Consider the following 23,885-nt stretch of genomic DNA (forward strand, 5'->3'; position numbering starts at 1 on the left):
CTCAACGTGACCCACCAGGTGCTGGTCGTCGACGACGACCCGACCGTGAGCGACGTCGTGCGCCGCTACCTCGAGCAGGACGGCTGCCGCGTGCGCCTGGCCGCCGACGGGCTGTCCGCGCTGGCCGCCGTGGACGCCGAACGCCCCGACCTGGTCGTGCTCGACCTGATGCTGGGCGGGCTGAACGGGCTCGAGGTGTGCCGCCGCCTGCGGGCCGGGCAACCCGGCCTCCCGGTGATCATGCTGACCGCGCTGGGCGAGGAGAGCGACCGCGTGCTTGGCCTCGAGGTGGGCGCCGACGACTACGTGACCAAGCCGTTCAGCCCGCGCGAGCTGGCCCTGCGGGTGCGGTCGGTGCTGCGCCGCACCACCCCGGCGGTCGAGCCCGGCGGGGGCCTGCTGCGCGACGGTGAGCTGGTCGCGGACACGGGACGGCGTACGGCGGAGTTGAACGGCCGGGCGCTGGCCTTGACCGTACGGGAATTCGATCTGCTGGAGTTCCTGATGCGGCACCCGGCGCGCGCGTGGTCGCGGGCCGACCTGCTCGATCGGGTGTGGGGCTGGCAGTTCGGCGACCAGTCGACAGTCACCGTGCACGTGCGGCGGCTGCGGGAGAAGATCGAGACCGACCCGGGCACCCCGGCGCGGCTGCTCACCGTGTGGGGCGTCGGCTACCGCTACGAGCCGGCCGGCCATGCGTGACATCCTGCTGATCGGCCTGTACGCCCTGCTCGCGGGCGCGGTGGTCGGGCTGCTCGGCGCGGGCGTGCTGCGGCTGCTGCGCGGGCGGTCGATCACCGTGCACGTGAGCGCGCTGCTCGCCATCACCGTCGCCGCCGTCGTCGCCGGGGTCGCCACCGTCGCCCAGGCGATGTTCCTTTCCGGTCACGACCTGCAGGTTGTGCTGATCACGGTCGGCACGTCGGCCGCGGTCAGCCTCGCGCTCGGCGTCGTCTTCGGCCGCCGCCTGGCCGCCGCGGCGGTGTGGGCGGCCCAGGCCCGCGAACGGGAGCGCCGCCTCGAAGCCGGGCGCCGCGACCTGGTCGCCTGGGTGTCGCACGACCTGCGCACCCCGCTCGCCGGCCTGCGCGCGATGACCGAGGCGCTGCAGGACGGGGTGGTGGCCGATCCTGCCTCGGTGGCCGAATATCACCGCCGGATCCGGGTCGAGACCGACCGGATGAGCGGCCTGGTCGACGACCTGTTCGAGCTGTCCCGCATCCACGCCGGGGCGCTGCGGCTCGACCCGGCCGACCTGTCGCTGGCCGACATCGTCTCCGACGCCGTGGCCGCGGTGACACCCCTGGCCGGCAGCCGCGGCATCCGCGTGGTGGCCGCCCGGCACGGCTGGCCCGTGGTCACGGCGGGCGCCCCCGAGCTCAACCGCATCCTCAACAACCTGCTGACCAACTCGGTGCGCTACACCCCGCCGCACGGCGTGATCCACATCGACGCGGGCCGCGACCAGCGCGAGGTGTGGCTGGCCGTCTCCGACAGCTGCGGCGGCATCCCCGAGGACGACCTGCCCCGCGTGTTCGACGTCGCCTTCCGCGGCAGCCGCGCCCGTACGCCCGAGGGCGCCGGCGGGGGCGGGCTCGGCCTGGCGATCGTGCGCGGCCTGGTCGAGGCGCACGGCGGCCGGGTCGGCGCCAGCAACGTCACCGGCGGCTGCCGCTTCGAGGTGCGGCTGCCGGCCTGATTGGAACCGCCGGCCCGGGGTATTTGTGCTGCATGGCGCGACCCATCTGGACCGGAGCGATCACTTTCGGCCTCGTCTCGGTGCCCGTGGCGATGTATTCGGCCACCCACGACCACGAGGTCGGCTTCCACCAGTTCGAGAAGGGCACGTCCGACCGCATCCGGTATCGCCGCGTCAACGAGCGCACCGGCAAAGAGGTCGACTACGACAACATCGTCAAGGGCGCCGAGGTCGGCGACGGCGACTACGTGATGCTCGAGCAGGACGAGCTCGACTCGGTGGCGCCCGGCCGGTCCAAGAGCCTCGACATCCACCGGTTCGTCGAGCTGGCCGAGATCGACCCGCTGTACTACCAGAAGACGTACTGGCTCGGGCCGGGCAGCGACGAGACGGCCAAAGTCTATGGCCTGCTGCGCGACGCCATGGCCGACACGGGCCGGGCCGCGGTGGGCACGCTGGTGATGCGGGGCAAGGAGTATCTGACGGCCATCCGCGCCGAGAAGAAACTGCTCGTCCTGCAAACCATGTATTTCGCCGACGAGGTGCGCGACCCCGACGAGCAGATCGACTCGCTGCCCCAGCGCAACAAGGCCAAGCCGGCCGAGATGCACATGGCCCAGCAGCTGATCGACTCGATGTCGGGGCCGTGGAAGCCCGCCGACTACCGGGATTCGTACACGGATCGGGTCAAGGACCTCGTCAAGGCCAAGTCGAAGGGCAAGAAGGTCAAGACCGCCGAGCCCGCCCCGGACCCGACGGCGGCGTCCGACCTGTTCGAGATTCTGCGCAAGAGCGTGGAGGCAGCCTCGAAACGGCGCGCCTCCGCGCCCACCTCTACTTCCAAAAAGAAGAAGCCCGACGTCTCTGAGATGTCGAAGGCCGAGCTCCTCAAGCTGGCCCGCAAGCTCGACGTCCCCGGCCGCTCGTCGATGTCGCGCCCCGAGCTGGAGAAGGCCGTCCGCAAGGCAGCCTGATCAGAGTCGCGGGTGCGCGTCCTCGATCGTCTCGGCCTTGAGATAGGTCAGGAACTGCTCGCGATCCCCCGGCGGAAGATCCGCGAACGCCGCGTACGCCGTCTCCCGCGCATGCGGCGTCTCGGCGGCAAGCAACCCGGTGATCGCCGCCCACGCCAGCGACACGTACCCGTGCAGTCGGTCGTTGCGCAGGATCGGCGACCGGCTCAGGGTGCCGAGCGTGCTGGCCGCCCCGCTGTCCGCCGCCGCGCGCGCGGCCAGCTCGAACACCGCCTTGGCCCGATAGACGTCGCGCCGCTCCACGAGCGACCGCAGCTCGCCCACGGTCATATCCCGTACGGGGGGCTCGGGCGGAAGCGCCGGCGGCGGCGGAATCGTCATGGTGGTGCCTCTCCGAAGATGTACTCGTACTCCTGCCGCAGCAGCTGGTGCAGCCGGTCGACCGATTCCTGGTCCCCGATCGACCGGGCGTAGTCGATCTCTTGCTGGTAGGCGCGCGCCTCGTTCTCGTACCGGGCCCGCGGGTCGCCCATCGCCCCGGCCATGCCCTCCCAGCCGGCCGCGCGGTCGTCGCGCAAGTGTGACATCTCGTGCAGGAGGGCGCCGTAGGAGGCGTCCGGGTCCAGGATCATCTGCCCCGGGTTGCCGGCCGGGGGCGCGGGCCCGTACGCCATCGCGCCGTCGCGCACGATGACCTCGACACCCGCCTCCTCCGCCTCGCGCATCGCCGCCTCCCACTCGGCCGGGTGGGTCTCGCGGGCGGGTCCGTGCCGGCGCAACGGGTCGGCCTCGGCGTGGAACAGGTGAGTGTCGCGGGCCGGCGTGCCGCCCGGCGTGTCGGCGCCCCGGCCCAGCCGGCGCAGCACGGCCTTGATCTCGTCGATCGTCTTCTCGAGGGTGCGCATCATCGGCGTGAGCCTTCGCAGGCTGCCGACCAGGCCGTCGAGCAGCTTGGCGATCCGCCCGGCCCACTTCCCGACGAGCGTGCTGACCTGCGCGATCACCCACGGGGTGCCGAGCCCCAGCGTCAGGCCCGCCTCGGCCAGCCACTCCCACAGGCGTACGGCGAGCACCGACACGAAATCGGCGATCAGATCACGGACCATCATCCGTACGGTGGCTACGAGCATCCCGGCCCCCGCGGTCAGCTGCCCGAGCGCCGCCGTCGCCTTGCCCAGCGCTTGCAGGGCCGCTTCGTGTTCGCCCACGACATGCCGGTACGACCTGGCGGCGACTCCCGTCCACGTGGCGATCTGCTGCACGGCCCCGTCGTGCAGCGTCGTCCCCGCGTTGTTCATCGCGCCCGACACGTTGTTCCAGGTCTGGGCGTACGCGTTGATCTGATCGGGGTCCCCGGCCAGCGCGTCGAGTGCGTCGGAGAGCGGCTTGACGTGCTCGATCAGCCAGCCGACACCCCACGAGACGAGCTGCCCCAGCGGATCGGTCACGAAGGCCAGCGCGTCGAGCCCGGCCGCGATGCCCCCGATGGCCGGGTCGATCCAGCCGCCGCCGTTGAAGGACGCCATCAGCGAGTCGATGTCCTCGGCCAGGAAGATGCCGCTGAACCAGCGGGTGCTGTCCTCCCGCTCCGCGATCAGCGGGTTGGCCACGTCGCTCACGGGCCCGACCCGTTCCGGAACGCCCCGGCGGTCCGCTCGTCGGACGCGGCGTACTCCCGGGCGGTGGCGCGCAGGTCGTCACTCGCCCGCTGCAGCGAGTCGGTCGCTTCCTGCAGGGCGTTCACGGTCGCGTCCTGCAAGGGGTCGAGCAGCGACGGAATCAGCTGGCACAAGAACCCGTAGGCGTCCCGCCCGATCACCACCGACGAGGCCGCCGAGCGCCCCTGCGCCACCTGATCGGCCACGTCGTTGACCGTGGACGCGTGCCGCATGATCGCATCGCCCTGAACCTCGAACCCCGACTCAGCGCCCATCGTCGTCCTCACCCCGTACGGGGAACCGGCTCTCGAAGCCCGACACGACCGCCCGGCCCGTCGGAGTGTCGACCCCGACCGTCCGCTCGGCGATCGCCGCGACCTGCTCGGTGAGCCGCGCCTGGGCCAGCCGCATGGTCCGCAGGATCTCGGCCGCCAGCCGATCCATGTCGTACCGCCGCGCCTCCGGCTCCAGCTCCAGCCCGGTCACACAACCCGACCCGTCCACCGTGACCCGCACGAGCCGCTCCCGGTCGCTGGCCGTCGACTCCAGCCGGCTGACCTGATCAGCCATCGACTGCGCCGCGGCCGCCTGCTCCGAAACCGAAGCCGACCACGACCGGACCCACCCCTCAGCGTCGTCCGACATCCCGCCCCCGCTCCATCGACGGCTCCCGACCATACCGATGCCGGGCAATGCGGCCCTGTCCGCAGCGCTCCGTAAACACTCGGAGGCGTGACGGCCGGACCAACCGGTAGCACCTAGGCTCGTCCCGTGCCTGTCTCCAAGAAGCGCAAGTCGAAGAAGAGCGTCAAACAGCGTGCTTACGCGATCAAGCGGGCGAAGGAACTGGACGCCGGGATCACCACGGCCGAGGTCAACCGGCTCCGGCGAATCCGGCTGGCCGCTCCCTCGGCGTCTGCGCTGGTGGCCGAACTGACGACGGTTGCTGAGACCAGCCACGGCTCGGCGCTGCAGGACGAGCTGTGCAAGCGGCTCGGTGCGATTCTGAGCGAGGGGGAGGGCCGTCCGCTCGATCAGTTCTTTCGGGCCTCCGATTTCGCCGTAGCGCTTGTGGACGCGGCCGCCGGCCCACTCCGATCCGGCGACGCGGACGCGGCGGCCTGGCGGGTGCTCGACGCATCGGTGCAGATCCTGCCGGGCGAGCTTCTCGAGGCTGCCGACGACCAGCTTCCGGACGTCGAGAACCTGCTCGCCGACCCCGAACGCCGGTCCGCCCCTGAGCCTTTGTCCCTGGCCGGCCAGGCGCAGTGGACCCGGGATCGTTACGGCAGCCGTTTTGCCGTGACCGCCCCCTTCGAGACGCCCGGCAGCCCGCCCCGCTGGTATCTGTGGGACGTCGACGCCTGCACGTTCGTACCGGTCACGGTGTTCAGCGGCTTCTTCGGCTCGCCGGAGGAGGCCCTCGCCGCCTGGCAGTCCGGTGTCGGCAGCGTGGCCGCCGGTGACGCCCGGTGGACCGACATCGACGACGCGCTCCTGCTCAACGACATCCTGCCCCGGGAGGAGGGCCACATGGCGCTCGGCGGGGAGACCGCCGACCAGTTCGCCGAGTACTACCGCTGCCGCAGGCTGGCCGAGGAACTGCTCGACCCGGCCCGCAAGGTCCCGGCCGTCGTGGACCGCCCGGCGAACCCCGAGCCGTCGGAGTTCGCGGCCCGATACGGCGAGCGGGACGTCACTGAGCTGGCCGAGGCGCTGGCCGAGCTGTGGGGCGGCATCACCCCGTCGCTGTTCCGCACCTGCTCACCCCACCGGGTGGCCTATGTGGCGCTCGCCGCCCACGACGAGTTCGGCCCGGACTTCGCCGCCGAGGTGCTCGAGCTGCTGCCCGATTGGGTCACGTGGATCGCCGAATGCTCCGGCCTCGGCCCGGACCTGACCGCCCGCTCCCTGGCCTATGCCACCGGCAAGCCCCACCCGGACCTGGGGAGCATTCCCCGCGACATGGACACTCAGGCGGTCGTCGTCGAGTAGCCGGCGGGCGGCCCGGTCTCCTCCCACCGCACGCCGACCACCGTGGCCGAGCGCAGTCGTGTGCCCGGGGCATGACCCTGGTACGGCTCGACCAGCAGCGCGTCCAGGGTCTGCTTTGCGCCGGGCAGCGAGCCGCGCAGGCTCACGGTGCGTAGTTCCCGCCCCAGCGTGATCGCTACGTCCCGTACGCGGCGGTCGGCGCCCATCTCACCCGCGGTGAGGGCCGCTTCGATACGCGTCCACAAGTGCCACGAATCGTCGTCGAGCAGCAGGCGGGCCGCCCGATCGAGGGATACGCACGTGATGTCGACGGCCGCCTCCTCGCCCAGTTCGGCCACCCACGACAGTTCCTCGGCGGCCGGCCGCAAATGCGGGGATTCGTCCAGCAGCGTCGCGTAAAGCATGCCCAGGATCGTCTGACGACCCGGCCCGTCGTAAAGGACGCCGACCGGGGTGCGCAAACGGGGATAACGCGCCGCAAGATGGGCGGCCCGGCCCAGCGGCAGGTCGACCGCCTCGCGGGTGTCGCGGACCCGGGCGTGGAAGGTGCGCTGTTCGCGCTGCGCGAACAGCAATTGACGATGTTCATTGGCCAGCAGCCGGGCCGCGACCGAATAAGCCACTCCGAGCTGGGCGGCCAGCGCACGAATGGCGCGGCGGCGGGCTCGGTCGGGCACGGGATGGCGTCGCTTCGTATCGGTCATCGCTGTCCTCCCTTCGGGCCATCGTAGGACGACCGTTGTATGTTGAGGGGGCAGCGCGCCTGCACGAGCGTAACGAGGCCCCCCACGCGGGTCGCGTGTTCACGCCAAGAGGCTAGGACTCAGCGCATTTCACCCGACCGCGATGACGCACGCGTCTGACTGGGTGAGGTGCGTGGGGCCTCGCCGCGAGGACGTGAGTGTCGTGTTCGAACGGTTCACCGACCGGGCCCGCCGAGTCGTCGTGCTGGCGCAAGAAGAAGCCCGCATGCTCAATCACAACTGCATCGGCACCGAACATCTCCTGCTCGGCCTGATCGCCGAGGGCGACGGCACCGCCGGTCAGGCCCTGCACCAATTGGGAGTGACCGCGGAAAGCGTTCGCGCGCAACTGCCCGAGGGCGATTCCCCGCCCGGCACCCACATGCCGTTCACCCCACGGGCCAAAAAGGTGCTCGAACTGTCGCTGCGCGAGGCCCTGCAGCTCGGCCACAACTACATCGGCACCGAGCACATCCTGCTGGGACTGGTCCGCGAGGACGAAGGTCTGATAAAAGCAAACCCCGCAGCCGTACGAGACGTCGTGCTCACCATGCTCCGAGGGGCCCCCGAGCAGGTCCCGGAGGCGGCCATCACAACCGCGTCCACGGTTCTCGAGCAGTTCGGCGTGAACCTCACCGAGATGGCCCGCGACGGCAAACTCGACCCCGTCATCGGCCGCGACCCGGAAATCGAACGCGTCCTGGTCGTGCTGTCGTGCCGCACGAAGAACAACCCCGTCCTGCTGGGCGAGCCGGGAGTCGGTAAAACGTCGGTCGTCGACGGCTTGAGCCAGCGGATCGTGCGCGGCGACGTCCCCGACAACCTGCGCGACAAGCAGGTCTACACCCTCGACATGAGCTCGCTGGTGGCCGGCTCGCGCTATCGCGGCGATTTCGAGGAGCGCCTCAAAAAGGTCGTCAAGGAGTGCCGGACCAGGGGCGACATCATCCTGTTCATCGACGAGATCCACACGATCGTGGGCGCCGGCGCGGCCGAGGGCGCGATCGACGCGGCCAGCATCCTCAAGCCGATGCTGGCCCGGGGCGAACTGCAGACGATCGGGGCCACCACCACGACCGAATACCGCAAGCACTTCGAGAAGGACAAGGCGCTGGCCCGGCGCTTCCAATCTGTGCAGGTCGACGAGCCCACGTACGCCCAATCGATCGAGATTTTGAAGGGCCTGCGCGACAAGTACGAGGCCCATCACCGGGTCACCTTCACCGATGCCGCCCTGACCGCGGCGGTGACGTTGGCCGACCGCTATGTCGCCGACCGTTTCCTGCCCGACAAGGCGATCGACCTCATCGACGAGGCCGGCGCCCGGGCCCGCATTCAGGAACTGACCGAACCCGGCCGCAACGCCGCCCTGACTCGTTTGCGGCGCGAGAAGGAAGCGGCGATCGACGCCCAGGATTTCGAGCGCGCGGCCCGCATCCGCGACGACGAGAAGAGGGCCGTGGCCGAGAAACTGGTCGAGGTCGACCACGAGCAGATCGCCGAGGTGCTGGCGAGTTGGACGGGAATCCCGGTCTACAAACTGACCGAGGAGGAAACCGTCCGGCTGCTGCACATGGAGGACGAACTGCACCGCAAAGTCGTGGGCCAGCATGAGGCCGTGGCCGCGGTGTCGCGCGCGATCCGGCGTACGCGGGCCGGGTTGAAGGATCCTCGGCGGCCCTCGGGCTCGTTCATCTTCGCCGGACCGTCCGGCGTCGGAAAGACCTCGCTGGCCCGCGCGCTGGCCGCATTCCTGTTCGGCTCGGACGACGCGCTGCTGCAATTCAACATGTCGGAATTCCACGACCACTCGACGGTGTCGCGGCTCGTCGGCGCCCCACCCGGATACGTCGGCTACGACGAGGGCGGGCAACTGACCGAAAAGGTGCGCCGCAAGCCGTTCTCGGTCGTGCTGTTCGACGAGATCGAGAAGGCGCACCCCGACGTGTTCAACACCCTGCTGCAGATCCTCGAGGACGGCCGCCTGACCGACGGCCAGGGCCGCATCGTCGACTTCAAGAACACCGTCATCATCATGACGACCAACCTGGGCTCGCGCTCGTTCTCCGGCGTACCGCTCGGTTTCGGCGCGACCGCGGACGCCCCCGCCGGACAGGTGCGGGAGGCCCTCAAACAGCATTTCCGCCCCGAGTTCCTCAACCGCATCGACGACACGATCGTCTTCCCGCCGCTCGGCCACGACGACGTGCTGCAGATCGTCGACATCATGATGACCCGCATCGAAACCCAGCTCCGCAACAAGGACATCGCCCTCGAGCTCACGGAAAAGGCCCGCGCCTATCTGGCCGCCAAGGGATTCGACCCCGCCATGGGCGCCCGCCCCCTGCGCCGCACGATCCAGCGCGAGGTCGAGGACGCCCTGGCCGAAAAGATCCTGTTCAACGAGCTCCGCCCCGGCCAACACGTAGTAATCGACGCCGACGACGAAGGGTTACGGTTCGCCGAACACCAACCGGCCGCCGATTAGCATCGGGGGCATGTCGCAACGGGTCGCGCTTGCTCTGGGGTCGGGAGGCGCCAGGGGATACGCGCACATCGGCGTGATCGAGGTGCTGGAGGAGCGCGGCTTCGAGATCTGCGCGGTCGCCGGCACCTCGATGGGCGCCCTGGTCGGCGGCATCTTCGCCGCCGGCCGCCTCAAGCCGTTCACCGACTGGGCCGTCGCCCTCAAACGCCCCGACGTCCTCCGCCTGATCGACCCCAAATGGTCCGCCGCCGGCGCGATGGGCGCCGACCGTCTGATCAACCACCTCAACGACTTCCTGACCGACGTCGAGATCGAAAATCTGCCGATCCCGTACACCGCCGTCGCCACCGACCTCACCAACCGCCGCGAGGTCTGGTTCCAGAAGGGCCAGCTCCGCTCGGCGATCCGCGCCTCCATCGCCATCCCCGGCGTGATCACCCCGGTCGTGGTCAACGGCCGCCTGCTGGCCGACGGCGGCCTGCTCAACCCCGTCCCGATCGAACCCACCGCAGCCTCCGGCGCCGACCTCACCGTCGCCGTCTCGTTGCAGGCGCCGCGGCCGGCGCAGGAGCCCGCCAGCCCCGTACGCGCGGCCGCGGCCCCCTCATGGGCACGCCTGCGCCAGGTGTTCAGCAGCAGAAGCGCCCAGGCCACCCCCGCCTCACCCGTCCCCGACGACCTCAAGATCGGAGACGTGCTCGGCCTGTCTTTGGATGCCATGCAAGACCTGATCGCCCGCTACCGCATGGCCGGCCTGCCACCCGACATCCACATCACGGTCCCGGTCAGCGCCAGCGGCATCATGGACTTCCACCGCGCCCCCGACCTGATCACCCTCGGCCGCGACCTCACGAACAAGGCCCTCGACGCCGCCGGCTACTGAAGCAACGGCACCCGGCTCGACAGCCCAGTAAAATGACAGCCGTGAACCTTGAGCAGGCTGTCGTTCGACTGCCCTATACGGCAAACGGAGTCATCCGAGTGGGAACAGTTGTCTCCCAAGACGGTGACCTCTACCAGGTCAAGTGGGACAACGGCGGCGACGAGGAGGTCAAACTCGGCGACTACGAGTGGCTGTGCCCCCGAGGGTCCCTGAAATTCCAGTCGCTGGTCGACCCCGAGGCCCTGCGAAAAGGTTTCGAGGCCGACCCGGGCGAGTTCGTCATGCTGGCCCTCAAGGAAGCCGCAGCGCCCATGACAGGCAAGGACCTGAAGGTCACCGTCACCGCCTTGGGCATCACCGACGAGGACTACCGCCGCGCCTGGCCGACAATCCGCAAGCTGCTCATCGCCGACAACCGCGTAACAGTGAGCGGTTCCGGCGCGGCAATGACGTTCCAGGCCGGCGGCACTCACTGAAGCCGTTGTCGCGCCACCCGTAGACAAGCCTCGAGCGTCTCCACCGGTACGCGCATCGCGCCGGCCAACAGCTTGTCCGCCTCCTCGATGCCCCGGGCCGCAAGGTCATCGCGGATGTCCAGCAGCCCCCGGTGGTACGCGTCGCCACCGCTCGGCAGGGCCTGCAGCTGATCCTCCGTGTACCGCATGACCATCACTTGCCAGGCCCCGACCGCAAGCGTGCCCCCGGCGTACTCGTCCGACATGTCCCCGAGATGCCGCGCCGCCCGCCGCAACGTCTCCCGCGTAACCCGCGGCGCCTCGATCACCAGGCGCTGCGGGCCCTCGCCATCCAGCGTCCACTCGGCCATGACGTGCAACCCCGGCTCGCGCCGACTCATCTGACTGGGCTCGAAGCTCACTTGAGGGCCACCTTCACACCACCGGAAAACATCGAGTCGTGCAGCTCGAGGGTGGTCAGCTTGGTGCCCTTCGGAACATCAAAAACAAGCTTCCCCCGTACGGTGTTGCCCGGGTTGACGTCCTCGAAGAACACTTGCTGCTCCTCGTTGGCATAGATGGCCGCCCCCGAATCGACTGAGTATTCGGTGCCCTTCGCGTCAAAGGCCTTCTGCACCGAGTCGATCAGCGTCTGCGCCTCGTCCCCGACGTTCTTCACCTGAACGCTGACCAGGCAGAACTGCCCCTGCGCCTTTTCCCCGAAGTACTGGTTGCCGACCTTGGCCACCCCACACTTCATGCCGGTGACCGTGAACTGAAAGTCCCCGTCCTTGACCGGCGCCCCGATCCCCGGCGTTGCCCTCTTGGGGGCGGCCTTCTTCGGGGAAGTGGCAACCGCAGCGGCCGGCTCTTCAGGCACGACCGGGTCGGACCCATCACCGCCACCGGCCGCGCTGATCGCCCCGATCCCGCACAGGAGCAGCACAAACACGCCGGCACCTCCAGCAATCCAGGGCCATTTGCGCCGCTTGGCCGAGGCAGGGGTCGGCGGAACGAACGGATAAGTCATGGGAGTACTCCAGAAGGGGAGGGATGTGTCTGTGCGACGCCGTCAATTAAAGCATCGTCCGTGAACGCTGTCAACAAACAATGTGCCGAGCGGATGTGTACACTGCTGGCGTGACACGACAGACGAGAGTCACCGCCGCCGACCTCGCCCGCCTTGTGGGTGTCGGCCGGGCCGCAGTGAGCAACTGGCGCAAGCGCTACGAGTCGTTCCCCGCCCCGGTGGCCGGCACCGCGGCCAGCCCGCTGTTCGACCTGGACGAGGTCGAACGGTGGATGACGGACAACGGCAAGGCCATCGCCATGCCGGGCGAGCAGCGGTTCTGGCATGACATGCTCGCGGCCGTCCCGGACCCGGCGGAGGCCATCACGCAGGTGGCTGAGCATCTGAGCGGAGTGCGACCGCTCCGCGACGACAAGCTGCGCGCCGAACTCGAAACCCTCGCCGCCCGGCCCCGGCCGGACAACGCCGAGGTGATGATGCGCGAGCTCTGGTGGATGTTCGCCGACACTCCCGCCCGGCGGGCGACCGGCACACCCGAGCTGCTGGCGGCGCTGATGGCCGACCTCGCCCAGGTGAGCGGGGGCGCTGTCCTCGACCCAGCCTGCGGCAACGGTCAGCTGCTGCGCGCCGCCGCCGACGCCCGAGCAGCCACCGTGTACGGCCAGGACGTCGACGAGCTGACCGTGCGACTGGCCACGGCCTGGTTGACACTCGAAAAGGTGCCCGGTGAGATCCGTGGCGGCGACTCGCTACGCGCGGACGCCTTCCCCGGCGTCCCTGTCGATGCTGTCCTCGGCCACCTACCGTTCGGGCAGACGAACTGGGGGCAGGAAGCCCTCGGCTACGACCAGCGGTGGGAGTTCGGTGTCCCACCCCGCACGGAGCCCGAACTCGCCTGGGTGCAACACGCCTACGCCCATCTCAAGCCCGGTGGCTGGGCCGTCCTGATCATGCCGCCGTCCGCGGCCGCTCGCCGCGCCGGCCGCCGCATCCGCACCGAGCTGTTGCGCAAGGGCGCTCTGCGCGCGGTCGTTTCCCTACCCCAGAGCGTCATTCCCTCGTACGCCGTAGCCCTGCACCTGTGGGTTCTCCAGCGACCCCCGGGACTGCCCGCGCCGACGGTCCTGCTCGCCGACGGCCGGACACTCACCACCGACGACCCGGCCGAGTTCATGAACGCCCTCGATCGAATCAGGGCCGCGGTCGGCCGCTTCGTGGAGAGCGGAGAGTCGATTGAGCCGTCCTTCGCCTATGTGGTGCCGGCCATCGACCTGCTCGACGACGAGGTCGACTTGTCCCCGGCCCGTCACACACCGGCCGACCAGCAAAACGTCGACTTCGGCCAGGAACTTCTGACCGTCCGGAAACTGCTCGAGGCGAAAACCCGCGAACTGGGAAAGAGCGTGCCTACGCTCCCTGCCGTGGTCTCTGACGCCGCGCCCCTGCCGACGATCACCGTCGCCGACCTGGCGCGCACAGGCGCGTTGGAAATCCTCGGTCCTCTCCGCGGAGACGGCGATGTAGCAGCCGAAGCACCAGTACTCACGGCCGAGGACGTTCTCCGCGATCAACCCGCGTCCGGATCTGAGGAACGACTCAACCAGCGGATCCCGCTGCAGGAGGGTGACGTTGTCGTTCCGGTAGTCGCCCGCCATCTGGCCGCAGCGGTGATCACCGATCCCGGTCGGGCCGTGCTGGGCCGCAACCTGTACGTCCTGCGCCCCAACCCGGAGGTGCTCAACTCCTGGTTTCTCGCCGCCCACCTACGAACCGTGTCGAACGAGCGCCACGCAAGCAGCCTCTCCGGCACCCTACGGCTCGACGTCCGCAAGACACAGGTACCCCGAATCCCGCTTGATGAGCAGCGCCGACACGCCGAGGCCTTCGAGCAACTCCACCAGTTGAACCGAATGGCCAGGCAGGTGACGGACCTTTCGGCCGAGATGACTCGGCTGACCGTCGAGGGCCTGGCATTTGGCAAGCTTCGTCCCACTGAGAAGAACTGAGGAAGGACCCACGGGTGAGTACTGATCACCAGAAACTGGCGAACTTCATCTGGTCAGTCGCCGACCTTCTGCGCGGCGATTACAAGCAGTCCGAATACGGCCGGGTGGTCCTGCCGCTGACCGTGCTGCGCCGCCTCGACTGGGTTCTCGAACCGACCAAGGACGAAGTGCTTTCGCGGTACGAGTCGTTGTCCGCGGCCGGCGTCAAGAATGTGGACCCTGTGCTCCGTAAGGTGGCTGGCCTCGGCTTCTACAACATCAGCCCGCTGACCTTCCGCGCGCTGACCGCCGACCAGGACAACGTGGCCACAAACCTGCGGTCCTACATCGGTGGCTTCTCGCCGGGCGCCGTCGACGTGCTCGAGAAGTACGGTTTCGACGCTCAGATCACGCGGCTGGATGAAGCGGGCCTGCTGTATCAGGTGGTCAGCAAGTTCGTCGAGATCGACCTGCGGCCCGAGGCTGTCAGCAACCACCAGATGGGCTACCTCTTCGAGGAACTCGTCCGGAAGTTCTCCGAAATCAGCAACGAGACCGCCGGCGAGCACTTCACCCCGCGCGAGGTCATCAAGCTGATGGTCAACTTGCTACTGGCGCCTGACGAGGACGACCTGGTGACGCCGGGCATCGTCCGCAAGATCTACGACCCCGCGTGCGGCACGGGCGGCATGCTGAGCGAGGCCCAGGACCACATTGAGGCACACAACCCGCACGCCACGGTCGAGGTCTACGGCCAGGAACTCAACGGCGAGACGTACGCGATCTGCCGCTCCGACATGATGATGAAGGGCGGCGACCCCAACAAGATCGTCTACGGTAACTCGTTCAGCCAGGACGGCCACGAGGGCGAAAAGTTCGACTACATGCTGGCCAACCCACCATTCGGCGTGGAGTGGAAGAAAGTCGAGAAATTCGTCAAGGACGAGGCAGCACGCGGCCACGCAGGCCGTTTCGGGTTCGGCTTGCCCCGCATCAATGACGGTTCACTGCTGTTCCTCCAGCACATGATCTCGAAGATGAAGCGTCCCGAGGACGGTGGCAGCCGCCTCGCCATCGTTTTCAACGGATCGCCGCTGTTTACAGGTGCGGCAGGCTCCGGAGAATCGGAAATCCGACGATGGATTCTAGACAGAGACCTCCTCGAAGGCATCGTGGCTTTACCGGACCAGCTTTTTTACAATACTGGCATTTCCACCTACTTCTGGATTCTCAGCAACCGCAAGTCCTCCGCTCGGGAGAAGAAGGTGGTACTGCTTGATGGTAGGGACTACTGGGTCAAAATGCGCAAGAGCCTTGGCGACAAGCGGAAGATGCTCAATGGTGACCACATCGCCGCACTCACGAAGGCTTACGTAGATGCGTTAGCCATCGCCGACGACCCCTCCCACGAGCAGCACAGCCAGGTAAAGGTTTTCCAGACCGCCGACTTCGGCTACCAGCGCATCACTGTTGAGCGGCCTTTGCGACTGCGTTTCGAGATTACGGAGGAGACAGTCGCCCTGCTCGCCGACGCCAAAGCTGTATCTAAGTACGTCGACCGTGAGGCGTTGCTGACCGCAGCGAAGTCCATGATCGGCACGCTCGCGAACAGCCGCTCTGAGTTTGCCATGAAGCTAGCCGGGCTTGGCAAGTTGCCGGCGGCCATCGAAAAAGCCGTATGGGAGTCGTTTTCAGTCAGCGATCAGAACGGTGAGGTGCAGAGTGACCGCAAGGGAAACCCGCTGCCCGACGTCGAGCTGAGGGATAGTGAAAATGTTCCGCTCGATGAGGTCATCGATGATTACGTGAAGCGAGAAATCCTCCTGCACTCTCCAGATGCGTGGGTCGATTCATCTAAGACTAAAATCGGCTACGAAATCCCATTTACGCGACACTTCTTCGTCCGTAGTTCGCCGCGTCCTCTCGCTGAAATTGATGCTGAGGTCAAGGCCTTGGAGATCCACATTCAGAATCTTCTCGGGAAGGTGACTCAGTGAGATCTTCCTCAGCGTGGACTACGCAACGTCTTGGCCGCCTTGCTAAGACGATCGGCGGATCTGGATTTCCGCATGCTTATCAGGGTAACCCTGACGGCGAATTCCCCTTTGCGAAAGTGTCAGATCTCAAGATGCCAGCAAATGGGAATGGTCTCATTACGGCTCAGAACTTTGTTTCTCGCCTTGAGGCAAAGGTGCTAGGTGCTCGTGTTGTGCCGATAGGATCTATTGTCTTCCCAAAGGTTGGGGCGGCGCTACTCGGCAATGCCCGATCGCTGGTTCAGCGTGAATGTCTTATCGACAATAACATGATGGCAGTAGTGCCAAACGTCGGCGATTCGCGGTATTGGCTCTACCTTCTTTCCGTAGTAGACCTCGGACAACTGGTCGGAGGTGGGCCGCTCCCGTTTGTCAGCGAGTCGCAAGTTCGAGACCTTCAGGTATGGAATCCTCCGATCGAGGAGCAGCGGCGGATTGCCGATTTTCTTGACGGCGAATGTTCGCGAATGGGTAAACAGCGTGAGGCTTTCGTCAAGCTCCGCGCACTCGTTGAGGAGCGCGAGGGCTCAGTGCTCGAAGCGAGCCTTATCGCTGACTCGTGCGGCTCGAGCGAGGGGTTGAACAGACGAAAATGGGTTCCGTTGGCCCGTCTGACCGACCAAGCTCGACCTATCATGTACGGCATCGTCCTACCCGGTCCGAACGTGGACGATGGCGTACCTATCGTGAAGGGTGGCGACGTCGCTGGGCGGCGTCTGCGCGTAGACGCGCTCTGCAAAACGACACGTGAAATTGAAAGCGGCTATCGGAGATCGCGTTTGAAAGGCGGCGACCTGGTTATCGCGATTCGTGGCAGTGTGGGCGAGGTTGAGGTCGTGCCTGATGAATTGACCGGAGCTAATCTGACGCAGGACGCCGCGCGTATTTCCATTGGGAGGGGCGTCGACCGGCGTTGGTTGGAGCTTGTCCTGAGGACTCCCTCGGTTGCGGCGGATATTCAAAGCCGTGTAACTGGGGCCACCATCAAAGGTATCAATATTTGGGATCTTAAAAGAGTCCTCATTCCGATGCCCGAGAGCTTTAAGGATCAGAAGCGGTCGTCGGCAGTTGCCGACCGTGAGATTTCTCTGCATGAGCAGATTCTCGCGGGTCTTGACCGGCAGCTTCGACTCCTCGAGGAGCGGCGCCAAGCGTTGATTACAATGGCTGTTTCCGGGCAGATCGATGTTACCACTGCGCGGGGGAGTGATTGACGTGAATGTTCGAGGAGAGGCTCGATTCGAGGACTCAATTGAAAGGGTGTTGCTCCATGCCGGGTGGTTGCGGGGATCCTCGAGCACTTACGAGCGGCCCCTCGGACTGGACGCTTCGGAAGTGCTTGCGTTCATTGGCGCTACTCAAAATGATGCCTGGTTGAAGCTTGTCACTTACCATGGGAACAACGTGGAGGCGACGCAACTGCACTTCAAAGATTACCTGGCTAGGCAGCTCGACGAGCGTGGACCACTGGATGTACTTCGTTGGGGGGTCAGGGACAAGGGGATTCTATTTCGGCTGGCCTACTTCAAGCCGGCTCACTCGATCACTGATGACGCGCTGAAGCTCTACCGGGCGAACCGGCTCAGCGTGACTCGCCAGCTGCGCTACTCCGAGCACGACCAGAAGAGCCTCGATCTCGTCCTCTTTGTGAACGGCATTCCTCTGGCGACGGCGGAGCTCAAGAACCCGTTGACCAACCAGACCGTGGAGGATGCCAAGAAGCAGTACCGGCACGACCGCGACCCGAAAGAGTTGCTGTTCTCGCGGCGTACGCTCGTGCACTTCGCTGTTGATCCTGATCTGGTCTTTGTCACCACGAAGCTTGCGGGGGACAAGACTCGGTTCTTGCCGTTCAACATCGGCTCCGAGGGGCCGGGTGCGTCGGGTGGAGCGGGCAACCCGCCGGCTGAGGGCTATCGGTCCGCATATCTCTGGGAGCAGATCTGGCACCCGGACACCTGGATGGATCTCCTGCGGCGGTTCCTGCACACCGAGAAGGAATCGCGGGCACTCATTTTCCCGCGCTACCACCAGTGGCACGCGGTGACCTCGTTGACGGCGCATGCCGCCGCGAATGGGTCGGGCGACAACTACCTGGTCATGCACTCGGCCGGCTCGGGTAAGTCGAACACCATTGCTTGGTTGGCGCACAGGCTCTCCAGCTTGCATACCGCGCAGGCGATCCCGGAGAAGAACCTCAAGGCCAACGAGCCGGTCTTCGACAAGGTCATCATCATTACCGACCGGGTGGTGCTGGACCGGCAGCTGCAGGACACGGTATTCCAGTTCGAGCACGTGCCGGGTGTCGTGCAGCGCATCGACAAGGACTCGAACCAGTTGGCCAAGGCGCTGACCGGCGAGACGGCCAAGGTCATCATCAGCACGATGCAGAAGTTTGGCTTCATTCTCGAGAAGGTCGACGGGCTGCGGGGTAAGCGGTTCGCGGTCATCGTGGACGAGGCTCACTCGTCGCAGTCCGGCGATAATGCCGCCTCGCTCAAGAAGGTGCTGCTGCGCAAGGGCAGCGACGACATCGACGAAGAAGGCGACCTTCTCACCGCCTCGGCGTTGGCGCGCGGCCGGCACGAGACGCTGTCGTACTTCGCCTTCACTGCCACGCCGAAGCCCAAGACGCTGGAGCTGTTCGGCACGCTCGGCGACGACGGCAACATGCACCCGTTCCACACCTACTCGATGCGTCAGGCGATCGAGGAGGGCTTCATCCTCGACGTGCTGCGGCAGTACGTGACCTACCAGTCGTACTGGAAGCTGGCCAACCAGAACCCGGACGATCCTGAGGTCGACCCGAAGAAGGCGGCGTCGCAACTGGCCCGCTTCGCGGTGCTGCACCCGACGATGATGGCGCAGAAAGCCGAGATCATCGTCGAGCATTTCCGGAAGCACACCGCGCCTCGGATCGGTGGCCGGGCCAAGGCGATGGTGGTCACGGGCTCCCGGGAGGCGGCGGCGAAGCTCTACACCGCCATCAAGAAGTACATCGAGACCAACGGCTACTCGGGGTGTGAGGCTCTGGTCGCGTTCTCGGGCGACCTCAACCTCGACGGCATTGAGGTGACCGAGGCACGGCTGAACGGCTTCGGAGAGAGCGAGCTGCCGGAGAGATTCGCCTACACGGCCGCTGATGACAAGCACGCCGGCACGCCCAAGGCCAAGCAGCCGGTCGAGTTCAAAATCCTCGTGGTGGCGGAGAAGTATCAGACCGGATTCGACCAGCCGCTGCTGACGACCATGTACGTCGACAAGCCGCTCAAGGGCGTGGCCGCGGTGCAAACCCTGTCGCGGCTCAACCGGACGCACCCGCTCAAGGTGCAGGGTGACGTCTTTGTGCTGGACTTCGTCAACGAGGCCGCCGACATCACCGACCAGTTCAAGCCGTACTTCGAGACCGCCGCCACCGTCCCGACCGACCCCAATCTGCTCTATACGGCGGAGAACTCGGTCGTTTCCTACGCCTTGCTGGTCGAGTCCGAGATGCAGGCGTACGTGGAAGCTCTGCTCGCCGCCGAAGGCAAGGCGAAGACCGACGCCGCGCTGCAGAAGGCGCACGCCGCGCTCTATCGCTTCACCGACCCGGCCCGGGACCGATACGTGGCACTGGCCGCCGATGATCCGGAGGAGGCCGACGCTTTCCGGGCGGCGCTACGCGACTACACACGCATGTACGCCTTCCTCAGCCAGGTCGTGCCCTACCACGACGAGCATCTCGAACGGCTCTACCTCTACGGCCGGGCGCTGCTCAACCGACTGCCCAAGCGGCAGGAAGCGTCTGTCGACATCGGCGAGGTGCAGCTCACCCACCTGCGAGTCAGCCAGACCGGCGAGCACGACGCCTCACTGGAGGCCGACGGCGAGCAGATGCTGCCCGGCTTCACCGGCGGCGGCGCCGGCCCGCAGAACGATCCCGACAAGGTCGCGCTGTCCGAACTGATCGAGGAGCTCAACGACCGCTTCGGCCTGGGCCTCGGCGACGCCGACAAGGTCTGGTACGAGCAGCAGATCATGGCGATGGCCGAGGACCCCACCATGGAGGCGGCCGCGCTCGTCAACGACGAGGGCAACTTCGGCGTGGTGTTCGACCGGCGAATCGAGTCGGTCATCTTGAACCGTCACGACGACAACGGCAAACTGATGCAGCGTTATCTGGACGACGACATGTTGCGTCAGCGCATGAACCAGTTGGGCCGCAGCCAGGCGTACAAGTTGATCCGCCGCAAGCACGGCTTGACCTGACGTCACTAGGTGCGGGGGAGAAGTGCTTCAGGCGGGTTCGCGGATCGCCGATCGGTACGAGCTGACACAGCCGATCGGCAGCGGCGGCATGGGACAGGTCTGGGCCGGCTACGACGAGCGGCTCGATCGTCCCGTCGCGGTCAAGTTTCTCAAGCCCGGCCTGACCAACGACGCCGACCGGCACGCGGTGGCCGACCGCTTCCGACGCGAAGCTCGAATCACCGCTCGCCTCGATCACCCTGGCGTGCCCATGGTGCACGACACCGGTGTGATGGATGACGACCTCTTCATCGTCATGCAGTTGGTTCCTGGCACGCTTTTCAGCTACCTCATCGACGAGGCCGTACCGATGCCGGTGCCGTGGGTTGCCGCGATCGGCGCACAGATCTGTTCTGTGCTCGCCGCCGCTCACGCGGCTTCTCTGGTGCACCGCGATCTGAAGCCGAGCAATCTGATCCTCGGGCCGACCGGCTTGGTGAAGGTGCTCGATTTCGGTGTCGCAGCTGTCCTTGATGCCGACCTGCCACGGCTCACCATCACTGGCGAGACGATCGGGACGCCGACTTACATGGCGCCGGAACAGGCTCTTGGTATGTCGTCGGTCGGCCCGCGCGCCGACCTCTACGCGCTGGGCTGCGTGTTGTTCGAGTTGCTCGTCGGCCACCCGCCGTACGAGGCCGAAAGTGCGCTCGGCATGATGCATCAGCATCTCGAGGCGCCCGTCCCGCATCCGGCAGACTTCCGTGGCGATGTCCCACCCGAGTTGAACGAGTTGATCATTGCCTTGTTGGCGAAGGATCCTCAACATCGGCCCGAGTCCGCTACGGCCGTTTACTCTAAGCTTCTGCCGTGGGCGACAGCCGAGGCGCCGGCAATCGACGAGGCGCCCTCCTCCGAGCTAGCGGATCCAACGTCACCGCATCGCTTCCCATTCGGTCCACTACCTCGGGACACGGTAGCCGCCGTCCGGCCGCAGAGCGCGTCTGCCGGTCCTTCGAGCATCCCGAGCCTCGACGAACTGAACGAGGTTCGCCAACAGGCGCTGGCGCTGGCTGATGACGAGCGCTTCGTCCAAGCAGCAGACGCTTTGGCAACCATGCTCCGCTACGTCGCCCCCATTTACGGGCAGCGGTCGCCGGAGGTCCTGGAAGCCCGCCTCGACTACGCGGGCATGCTCATGCTTGCGGGTGACTACCGCATGGCGTTGCCGACGCTCGCACAACTCGTCATCGACCTGACGGCCCGGTACGGCCCGGACCACGAGATCGTTCGAGAATGCCGCCACCAGGTGGCAACGTGTCAGGCTGAACTGGGGGAGGCCACCGAGGCTCTACAGATTCTTCAGAGCCTCGCGGCCGACGAGCCAGGACCGGCGAGCTACCCGCTGCGCCAGCAGGTCGCCCTGATCCAGGGCGGTCTGGGCAACCTTCCAGAAGCGCTGAAGGTTCTCGACGCTCTGCTGGGCGACATGCGCGAGAACCCGGGCCCGGAGCCGTCCGAGATCGGCGACGTCGTGGCGCTGCGAGACCACCTTGTAAAAATCGCCGTCGCTGGTGACCGCTGAAGCCGGCCCGTGGCGGCCACAAGCCCTGCGTCAGCGCTCCCGCCAGGAAAGAGGCGACAGCGAGATGGCGGCCTCGGCGACTCGCCGGGCGGTTTCGGTGTGCAGGTTCTTCGTGGCGGAGTCGATCCAGCCTTCGGTTCGCTGGATGCCGGCCTCTCGGTATTCGACTGCCTGCAGGAGCATCTCCAGCTTGTCGGCGTCTTTCGCGCACCGCGCCTCGAGAGTCTCGCGGGCTTCGTACTCGTCGACGGCGGCGCGGACCAGGTCGCGGGAGCGGGCGGGGAGTTGCGTTGTCTGATCGGCGGTGATCTGGCGCGGATCCGGTTTCTTCAGGTAAGCGGTGGCGGTGTGCGGGAGGTCGCCCGTTCGAGTTTCCTGGCTGTCGTGCCACAGAGCCAGGAAAGCGGCTCGAGCGGGATCGGCGCCCTCTTCCGCGGCGATGAGGGCGGCCAGTTGGGCGGCGCGCATGGTGTGCTCGGCGACTGATTCGGGGTCGCGGACTCCTACGTGCCACCAGCCGGAGCGACGGATTCGCTTGAGGAGGCCCAGCTCGTAGCCGAACCCGGCGAGCGCCTCTGCGTCCTCTGACACGTGGAGTCCTCCCTACCTGTTGGCGATACGCACCGCGTACTGCAGCCCGGCGAGCTGGTCGCGTTCGGTGCGGGCCAAAGTGCCACTGGAAGCGAGCCTATCGAGAACCTCGGTGAACGCCGTGCGGCTGGCCTGGTGGCCGTTGAGCAAGATAGGCCGTGAAGCCACCAAAGTGTGCAGGGTCGCGAGGTTCAACGGTAAGTGAGGGGAAGCGGGGTCGAGACGCTGCAGCAGGTGTTCCAACAGCCGAGCTCCGGTCCAGGATCGTGTGTCCGTGTTGAACATGAAGGAGTCGCTGATCTGCTCGTCGCTGAGTTCGCCGATCCAGTACGCCCAGTAGTTCAGGTTGGCGATCTGGGCGGACTCGCTCGTCATGTGGCCTACGAAGTCGTGCAGGTGGGTGCCGTCGCCGGCCACAGCCAAGGCGACCGAGGCGGATCGCGCCTCGAGAAGTTCAGTGATGCTGCTCTCGCGCGGGCGGGTGCGTCCGGCGCGGTTCCATTCGTCACGCAGCCAGGCGACGGAGTCGGGTCGGCCGTCGAAGCCCAGCAAATAGACCGCCTGGCGACGGAGCAGGGCCTCGTCGGCGTGCCGAGCCCGGTCGCCGATGAGCAAGAGGTGATCGAGGAAGCGGGTTCGTTCCGCGGCGCTCAAGGTCGGATGGGCTGACGCCGGGCCTCGTCGAGCAACCCGCGGTACGAACTCGCCCAGGTGCGAGGGCGCCTTTCCGAGGATGGGCCAGAGAATGAGGTTGGTGATCGTCCAGCGGTGAACACTCGCTGCCAGGGGGTGGCTGTCTGGACTCACCCAGCGGTCTCCGGCCGCTATGCCGGTTGCGAGCACCTGGTCCGCCTCGATGGCCTCCCGGAGGTGGCGGCCGGTCGACGCGGGGGCACCCAATCGGGCCAACCGCCTGCAGATGCGGAGGAACTCGCCGGCGCTGACGGCTGACAGCGGTCGACGGCCGGACTCCCATCCCTGGACCGTCGTGATGTCAACGCGCAGAATCTCCGCGAATTTCTCCTGGGTCAACGCCGCTGATTGGCGGGCCAGCCGCAATACAGCGCCGGCAATAAGGCCGGAGGTGCGTGAACCCTGACTGCCAGTCAGGGTTGTTGACCCGCCTGCCATGAATACCCTCTCTGAGGCGCTTCTACTGGTACTGCAGATCCGTTCCTAGTCTGTTTCCCGAATCGTACCGTCATGCGATCGATGCAGTAAGCGCCGTCGACCCCGGAAAGGGTGGAGCGCAAATGACGGAGGGCACCTACTACTCGGTCTCGGCCGAGCATCTGTTCGCCGGGGCGCAGGCAACCCTCGACCAGCACGTCACGTCGAGCGCCACGGGCAGGTGCTTGGCCTGCGGTTCGCCTGGGCCGTGCTGGCGTCGCGAACACGCTGTGGCGATATTTTCGCGAAGTCTGTGGCTGCCGACGCGGCGCCCCGGAGCCAGCCATCCCGAATTGATCAATGCGCGTCGCGTACGCAATGAGGCTGTGCCAGGTGCTTGATGTGTCGCTCATGCACCTGCCA

The 23,885-nt window shown here is 66.6% G+C and carries 21 protein-coding genes; 12 read left to right on the forward strand and 9 right to left on the reverse strand.

The genetic code is table 11. The features are described 5' to 3' along the window. Positions 1 to 6 precede the first annotated feature (6 nt). The 3 genes from JKJ07_RS27930 to ku are packed head-to-tail and all read left to right on the forward strand — an operon-like array spanning position 7 to position 2,673. Positions 7 to 702 (forward strand): response regulator transcription factor, encoded by a 696-nt coding sequence (locus JKJ07_RS27930; protein WP_202995138.1) that lies wholly within the window; start codon positions 7 to 9, stop codon positions 700 to 702. Continuing rightward, entirely contained in the window at positions 695 to 1,699 is a 1,005-nt protein-coding gene (locus JKJ07_RS27935; RefSeq protein ID WP_202994781.1) for a sensor histidine kinase, read from the forward strand. The genes JKJ07_RS27930 and JKJ07_RS27935 overlap by 8 nt, the downstream gene beginning before the upstream one ends. Positions 1,700 to 1,731: 32 nt before the next feature. Then, positions 1,732 to 2,673, forward strand: a complete 942-nt coding sequence (ku, locus tag JKJ07_RS27940) for a non-homologous end joining protein Ku (protein ID WP_202994782.1) — start codon at positions 1,732 to 1,734, stop codon at positions 2,671 to 2,673. Here ku and JKJ07_RS27945 read toward each other — a convergent pair whose 3' ends face one another. Genes JKJ07_RS27945 through JKJ07_RS27960 form a run of 4 tightly spaced genes read right to left on the reverse strand, consistent with a single transcriptional unit; the run spans position 2,674 to position 4,976 of the window. Next, entirely contained in the window at positions 2,674 to 3,054 is a 381-nt protein-coding gene (locus JKJ07_RS27945; RefSeq protein ID WP_202994783.1) for a hypothetical protein, read from the reverse strand. Then, positions 3,051 to 4,292, reverse strand: coding sequence for a WXG100 family type VII secretion target (locus tag JKJ07_RS27950; protein ID WP_202994784.1), 1,242 nt, complete (start codon positions 4,290 to 4,292; stop codon positions 3,051 to 3,053). Before JKJ07_RS27950 ends, JKJ07_RS27945 begins: the two co-directional genes overlap by 4 nt. Next, positions 4,289 to 4,606: a type VII secretion target gene (locus JKJ07_RS27955; protein WP_202994785.1), complete on the reverse strand. Its 318-nt coding sequence runs from the start codon at positions 4,604 to 4,606 to the stop codon at positions 4,289 to 4,291. The genes JKJ07_RS27950 and JKJ07_RS27955 overlap by 4 nt, the downstream gene beginning before the upstream one ends. After that, a complete protein-coding gene (locus JKJ07_RS27960; protein WP_202994786.1) occupies positions 4,596 to 4,976 on the reverse strand; it encodes a YbaB/EbfC family nucleoid-associated protein in 381 nt (126 codons plus the stop codon). The genes JKJ07_RS27955 and JKJ07_RS27960 overlap by 11 nt, the downstream gene beginning before the upstream one ends. A gap of 126 nt (positions 4,977 to 5,102) precedes the next feature. On the opposite strand from JKJ07_RS27960, the gene JKJ07_RS27965 reads away from it, so the two are divergent. Next, complete coding sequence (locus JKJ07_RS27965) at positions 5,103 to 6,326, forward strand: hypothetical protein (RefSeq protein ID WP_202994787.1); 1,224 nt, start codon at positions 5,103 to 5,105, stop codon at positions 6,324 to 6,326. Here the strand turns inward: JKJ07_RS27965 and JKJ07_RS27970 are convergent. Beyond that, complete coding sequence (locus JKJ07_RS27970) at positions 6,305 to 7,030, reverse strand: hypothetical protein (RefSeq protein WP_202994788.1); 726 nt, start codon at positions 7,028 to 7,030, stop codon at positions 6,305 to 6,307. The two genes, JKJ07_RS27965 and JKJ07_RS27970, sit on opposite strands and share 22 nt — an antisense overlap. A gap of 202 nt (positions 7,031 to 7,232) precedes the next feature. On the opposite strand from JKJ07_RS27970, the gene JKJ07_RS27975 reads away from it, so the two are divergent. From JKJ07_RS27975 to JKJ07_RS27985, 3 genes are read left to right on the forward strand one after another with little or no spacing between them, the layout of a single operon-like run. After that, on the forward strand, positions 7,233 to 9,557 hold the full coding sequence (locus JKJ07_RS27975) for an ATP-dependent Clp protease ATP-binding subunit (protein ID WP_202994789.1): 2,325 nt from the start codon (positions 7,233 to 7,235) through the stop codon (positions 9,555 to 9,557). 10 nt (positions 9,558 to 9,567) lie between these two features. Continuing rightward, complete coding sequence (locus tag JKJ07_RS27980) at positions 9,568 to 10,440, forward strand: patatin-like phospholipase family protein (protein ID WP_202994790.1); 873 nt, start codon at positions 9,568 to 9,570, stop codon at positions 10,438 to 10,440. Between the two features lie 41 nt (positions 10,441 to 10,481). Further along, on the forward strand, positions 10,482 to 10,916 hold the full coding sequence (locus tag JKJ07_RS27985) for a hypothetical protein (protein WP_202994791.1): 435 nt from the start codon (positions 10,482 to 10,484) through the stop codon (positions 10,914 to 10,916). Here JKJ07_RS27985 and JKJ07_RS27990 read toward each other — a convergent pair. Then, complete coding sequence (locus JKJ07_RS27990; RefSeq protein WP_202994792.1) at positions 10,910 to 11,317, reverse strand: hypothetical protein; 408 nt, start codon at positions 11,315 to 11,317, stop codon at positions 10,910 to 10,912. The two genes, JKJ07_RS27985 and JKJ07_RS27990, sit on opposite strands and share 7 nt — an antisense overlap. Beyond that, on the reverse strand, positions 11,314 to 11,847 hold the full coding sequence (locus tag JKJ07_RS27995; RefSeq protein WP_307834442.1) for a DUF4352 domain-containing protein: 534 nt from the start codon (positions 11,845 to 11,847) through the stop codon (positions 11,314 to 11,316). The genes JKJ07_RS27990 and JKJ07_RS27995 overlap by 4 nt, the downstream gene beginning before the upstream one ends. 188 nt (positions 11,848 to 12,035) lie before the next feature. Here JKJ07_RS27995 and JKJ07_RS28000 point away from each other — a divergent pair, with 188 nt between their 5' ends. The 5 genes from JKJ07_RS28000 to JKJ07_RS28020 are packed head-to-tail and all read left to right on the forward strand — an operon-like array spanning position 12,036 to position 21,761. Further along, positions 12,036 to 13,931 carry an N-6 DNA methylase gene (locus JKJ07_RS28000; protein WP_307834443.1) on the forward strand — a complete coding sequence of 632 codons (1,896 nt, stop codon included), beginning with the start codon at positions 12,036 to 12,038 and terminating at the stop codon, positions 13,929 to 13,931. Between the two features lie 14 nt (positions 13,932 to 13,945). Further along, entirely contained in the window at positions 13,946 to 15,907 is a 1,962-nt protein-coding gene (locus JKJ07_RS28005; protein WP_202994795.1) for a type I restriction-modification system subunit M, read from the forward strand. Further along, positions 15,904 to 17,160 (forward strand): restriction endonuclease subunit S, encoded by a 1,257-nt coding sequence (locus tag JKJ07_RS28010; RefSeq protein ID WP_202994796.1) that lies wholly within the window; start codon positions 15,904 to 15,906, stop codon positions 17,158 to 17,160. The genes JKJ07_RS28005 and JKJ07_RS28010 overlap by 4 nt, the downstream gene beginning before the upstream one ends. A 46-nt stretch (positions 17,161 to 17,206) precedes the next feature. Next, a complete protein-coding gene (locus JKJ07_RS28015; RefSeq protein WP_307834444.1) occupies positions 17,207 to 20,197 on the forward strand; it encodes a type I restriction endonuclease subunit R in 2,991 nt (996 codons plus the stop codon). 22 nt (positions 20,198 to 20,219) lie between these two features. After that, positions 20,220 to 21,761 carry a serine/threonine-protein kinase gene (locus JKJ07_RS28020; RefSeq protein WP_307834445.1) on the forward strand — a complete coding sequence of 514 codons (1,542 nt, stop codon included), beginning with the start codon at positions 20,220 to 20,222 and terminating at the stop codon, positions 21,759 to 21,761. A gap of 30 nt (positions 21,762 to 21,791) precedes the next feature. Here the strand turns inward: JKJ07_RS28020 and JKJ07_RS28025 are convergent, their stop codons facing one another. Together JKJ07_RS28025 and JKJ07_RS28030 are read right to left on the reverse strand one after the other, a co-directional pair. Next, a complete protein-coding gene (locus tag JKJ07_RS28025; protein ID WP_202994798.1) occupies positions 21,792 to 22,352 on the reverse strand; it encodes an HD domain-containing protein in 561 nt (186 codons plus the stop codon). A gap of 12 nt (positions 22,353 to 22,364) precedes the next feature. Beyond that, positions 22,365 to 23,483 carry a helix-turn-helix domain-containing protein gene (locus tag JKJ07_RS28030; RefSeq protein WP_202994799.1) on the reverse strand — a complete coding sequence of 373 codons (1,119 nt, stop codon included), beginning with the start codon at positions 23,481 to 23,483 and terminating at the stop codon, positions 22,365 to 22,367. Positions 23,484 to 23,885 lie beyond the last annotated feature (402 nt).

It is taken from the genome of Paractinoplanes lichenicola, assembly GCF_016785085.1.
GTDB classification, from domain to species: domain Bacteria; phylum Actinomycetota; class Actinomycetes; order Mycobacteriales; family Micromonosporaceae; genus Actinoplanes; species Actinoplanes lichenicola.

Excerpts from the sequence above, each read along its gene's own strand:
- JKJ07_RS27935 (WP_202994781.1), top strand. The coding sequence starts at position 695 with ATGCGTGACATCCTGCTGATCGGCCTGTACGCCCTGCTCGCGGGCGCG.
- ku (WP_202994782.1), top strand. The coding sequence starts at position 1,732 with ATGGCGCGACCCATCTGGACCGGAGCGATCACTTTCGGCCTCGTCTCG.
- JKJ07_RS27945 (WP_202994783.1), bottom strand. The coding sequence starts at position 3,054 with ATGACGATTCCGCCGCCGCCGGCGCTTCCGCCCGAGCCCCCCGTACGG.
- JKJ07_RS27955 (WP_202994785.1), bottom strand. The coding sequence starts at position 4,606 with ATGGGCGCTGAGTCGGGGTTCGAGGTTCAGGGCGATGCGATCATGCGG.
- JKJ07_RS27960 (WP_202994786.1), bottom strand. The coding sequence starts at position 4,976 with ATGTCGGACGACGCTGAGGGGTGGGTCCGGTCGTGGTCGGCTTCGGTT.
- JKJ07_RS27970 (WP_202994788.1), bottom strand. The coding sequence starts at position 7,030 with ATGACCGATACGAAGCGACGCCATCCCGTGCCCGACCGAGCCCGCCGC.
- JKJ07_RS27980 (WP_202994790.1), top strand. The coding sequence starts at position 9,568 with ATGTCGCAACGGGTCGCGCTTGCTCTGGGGTCGGGAGGCGCCAGGGGA.
- JKJ07_RS28030 (WP_202994799.1), bottom strand. The coding sequence starts at position 23,483 with ATGGCAGGCGGGTCAACAACCCTGACTGGCAGTCAGGGTTCACGCACC.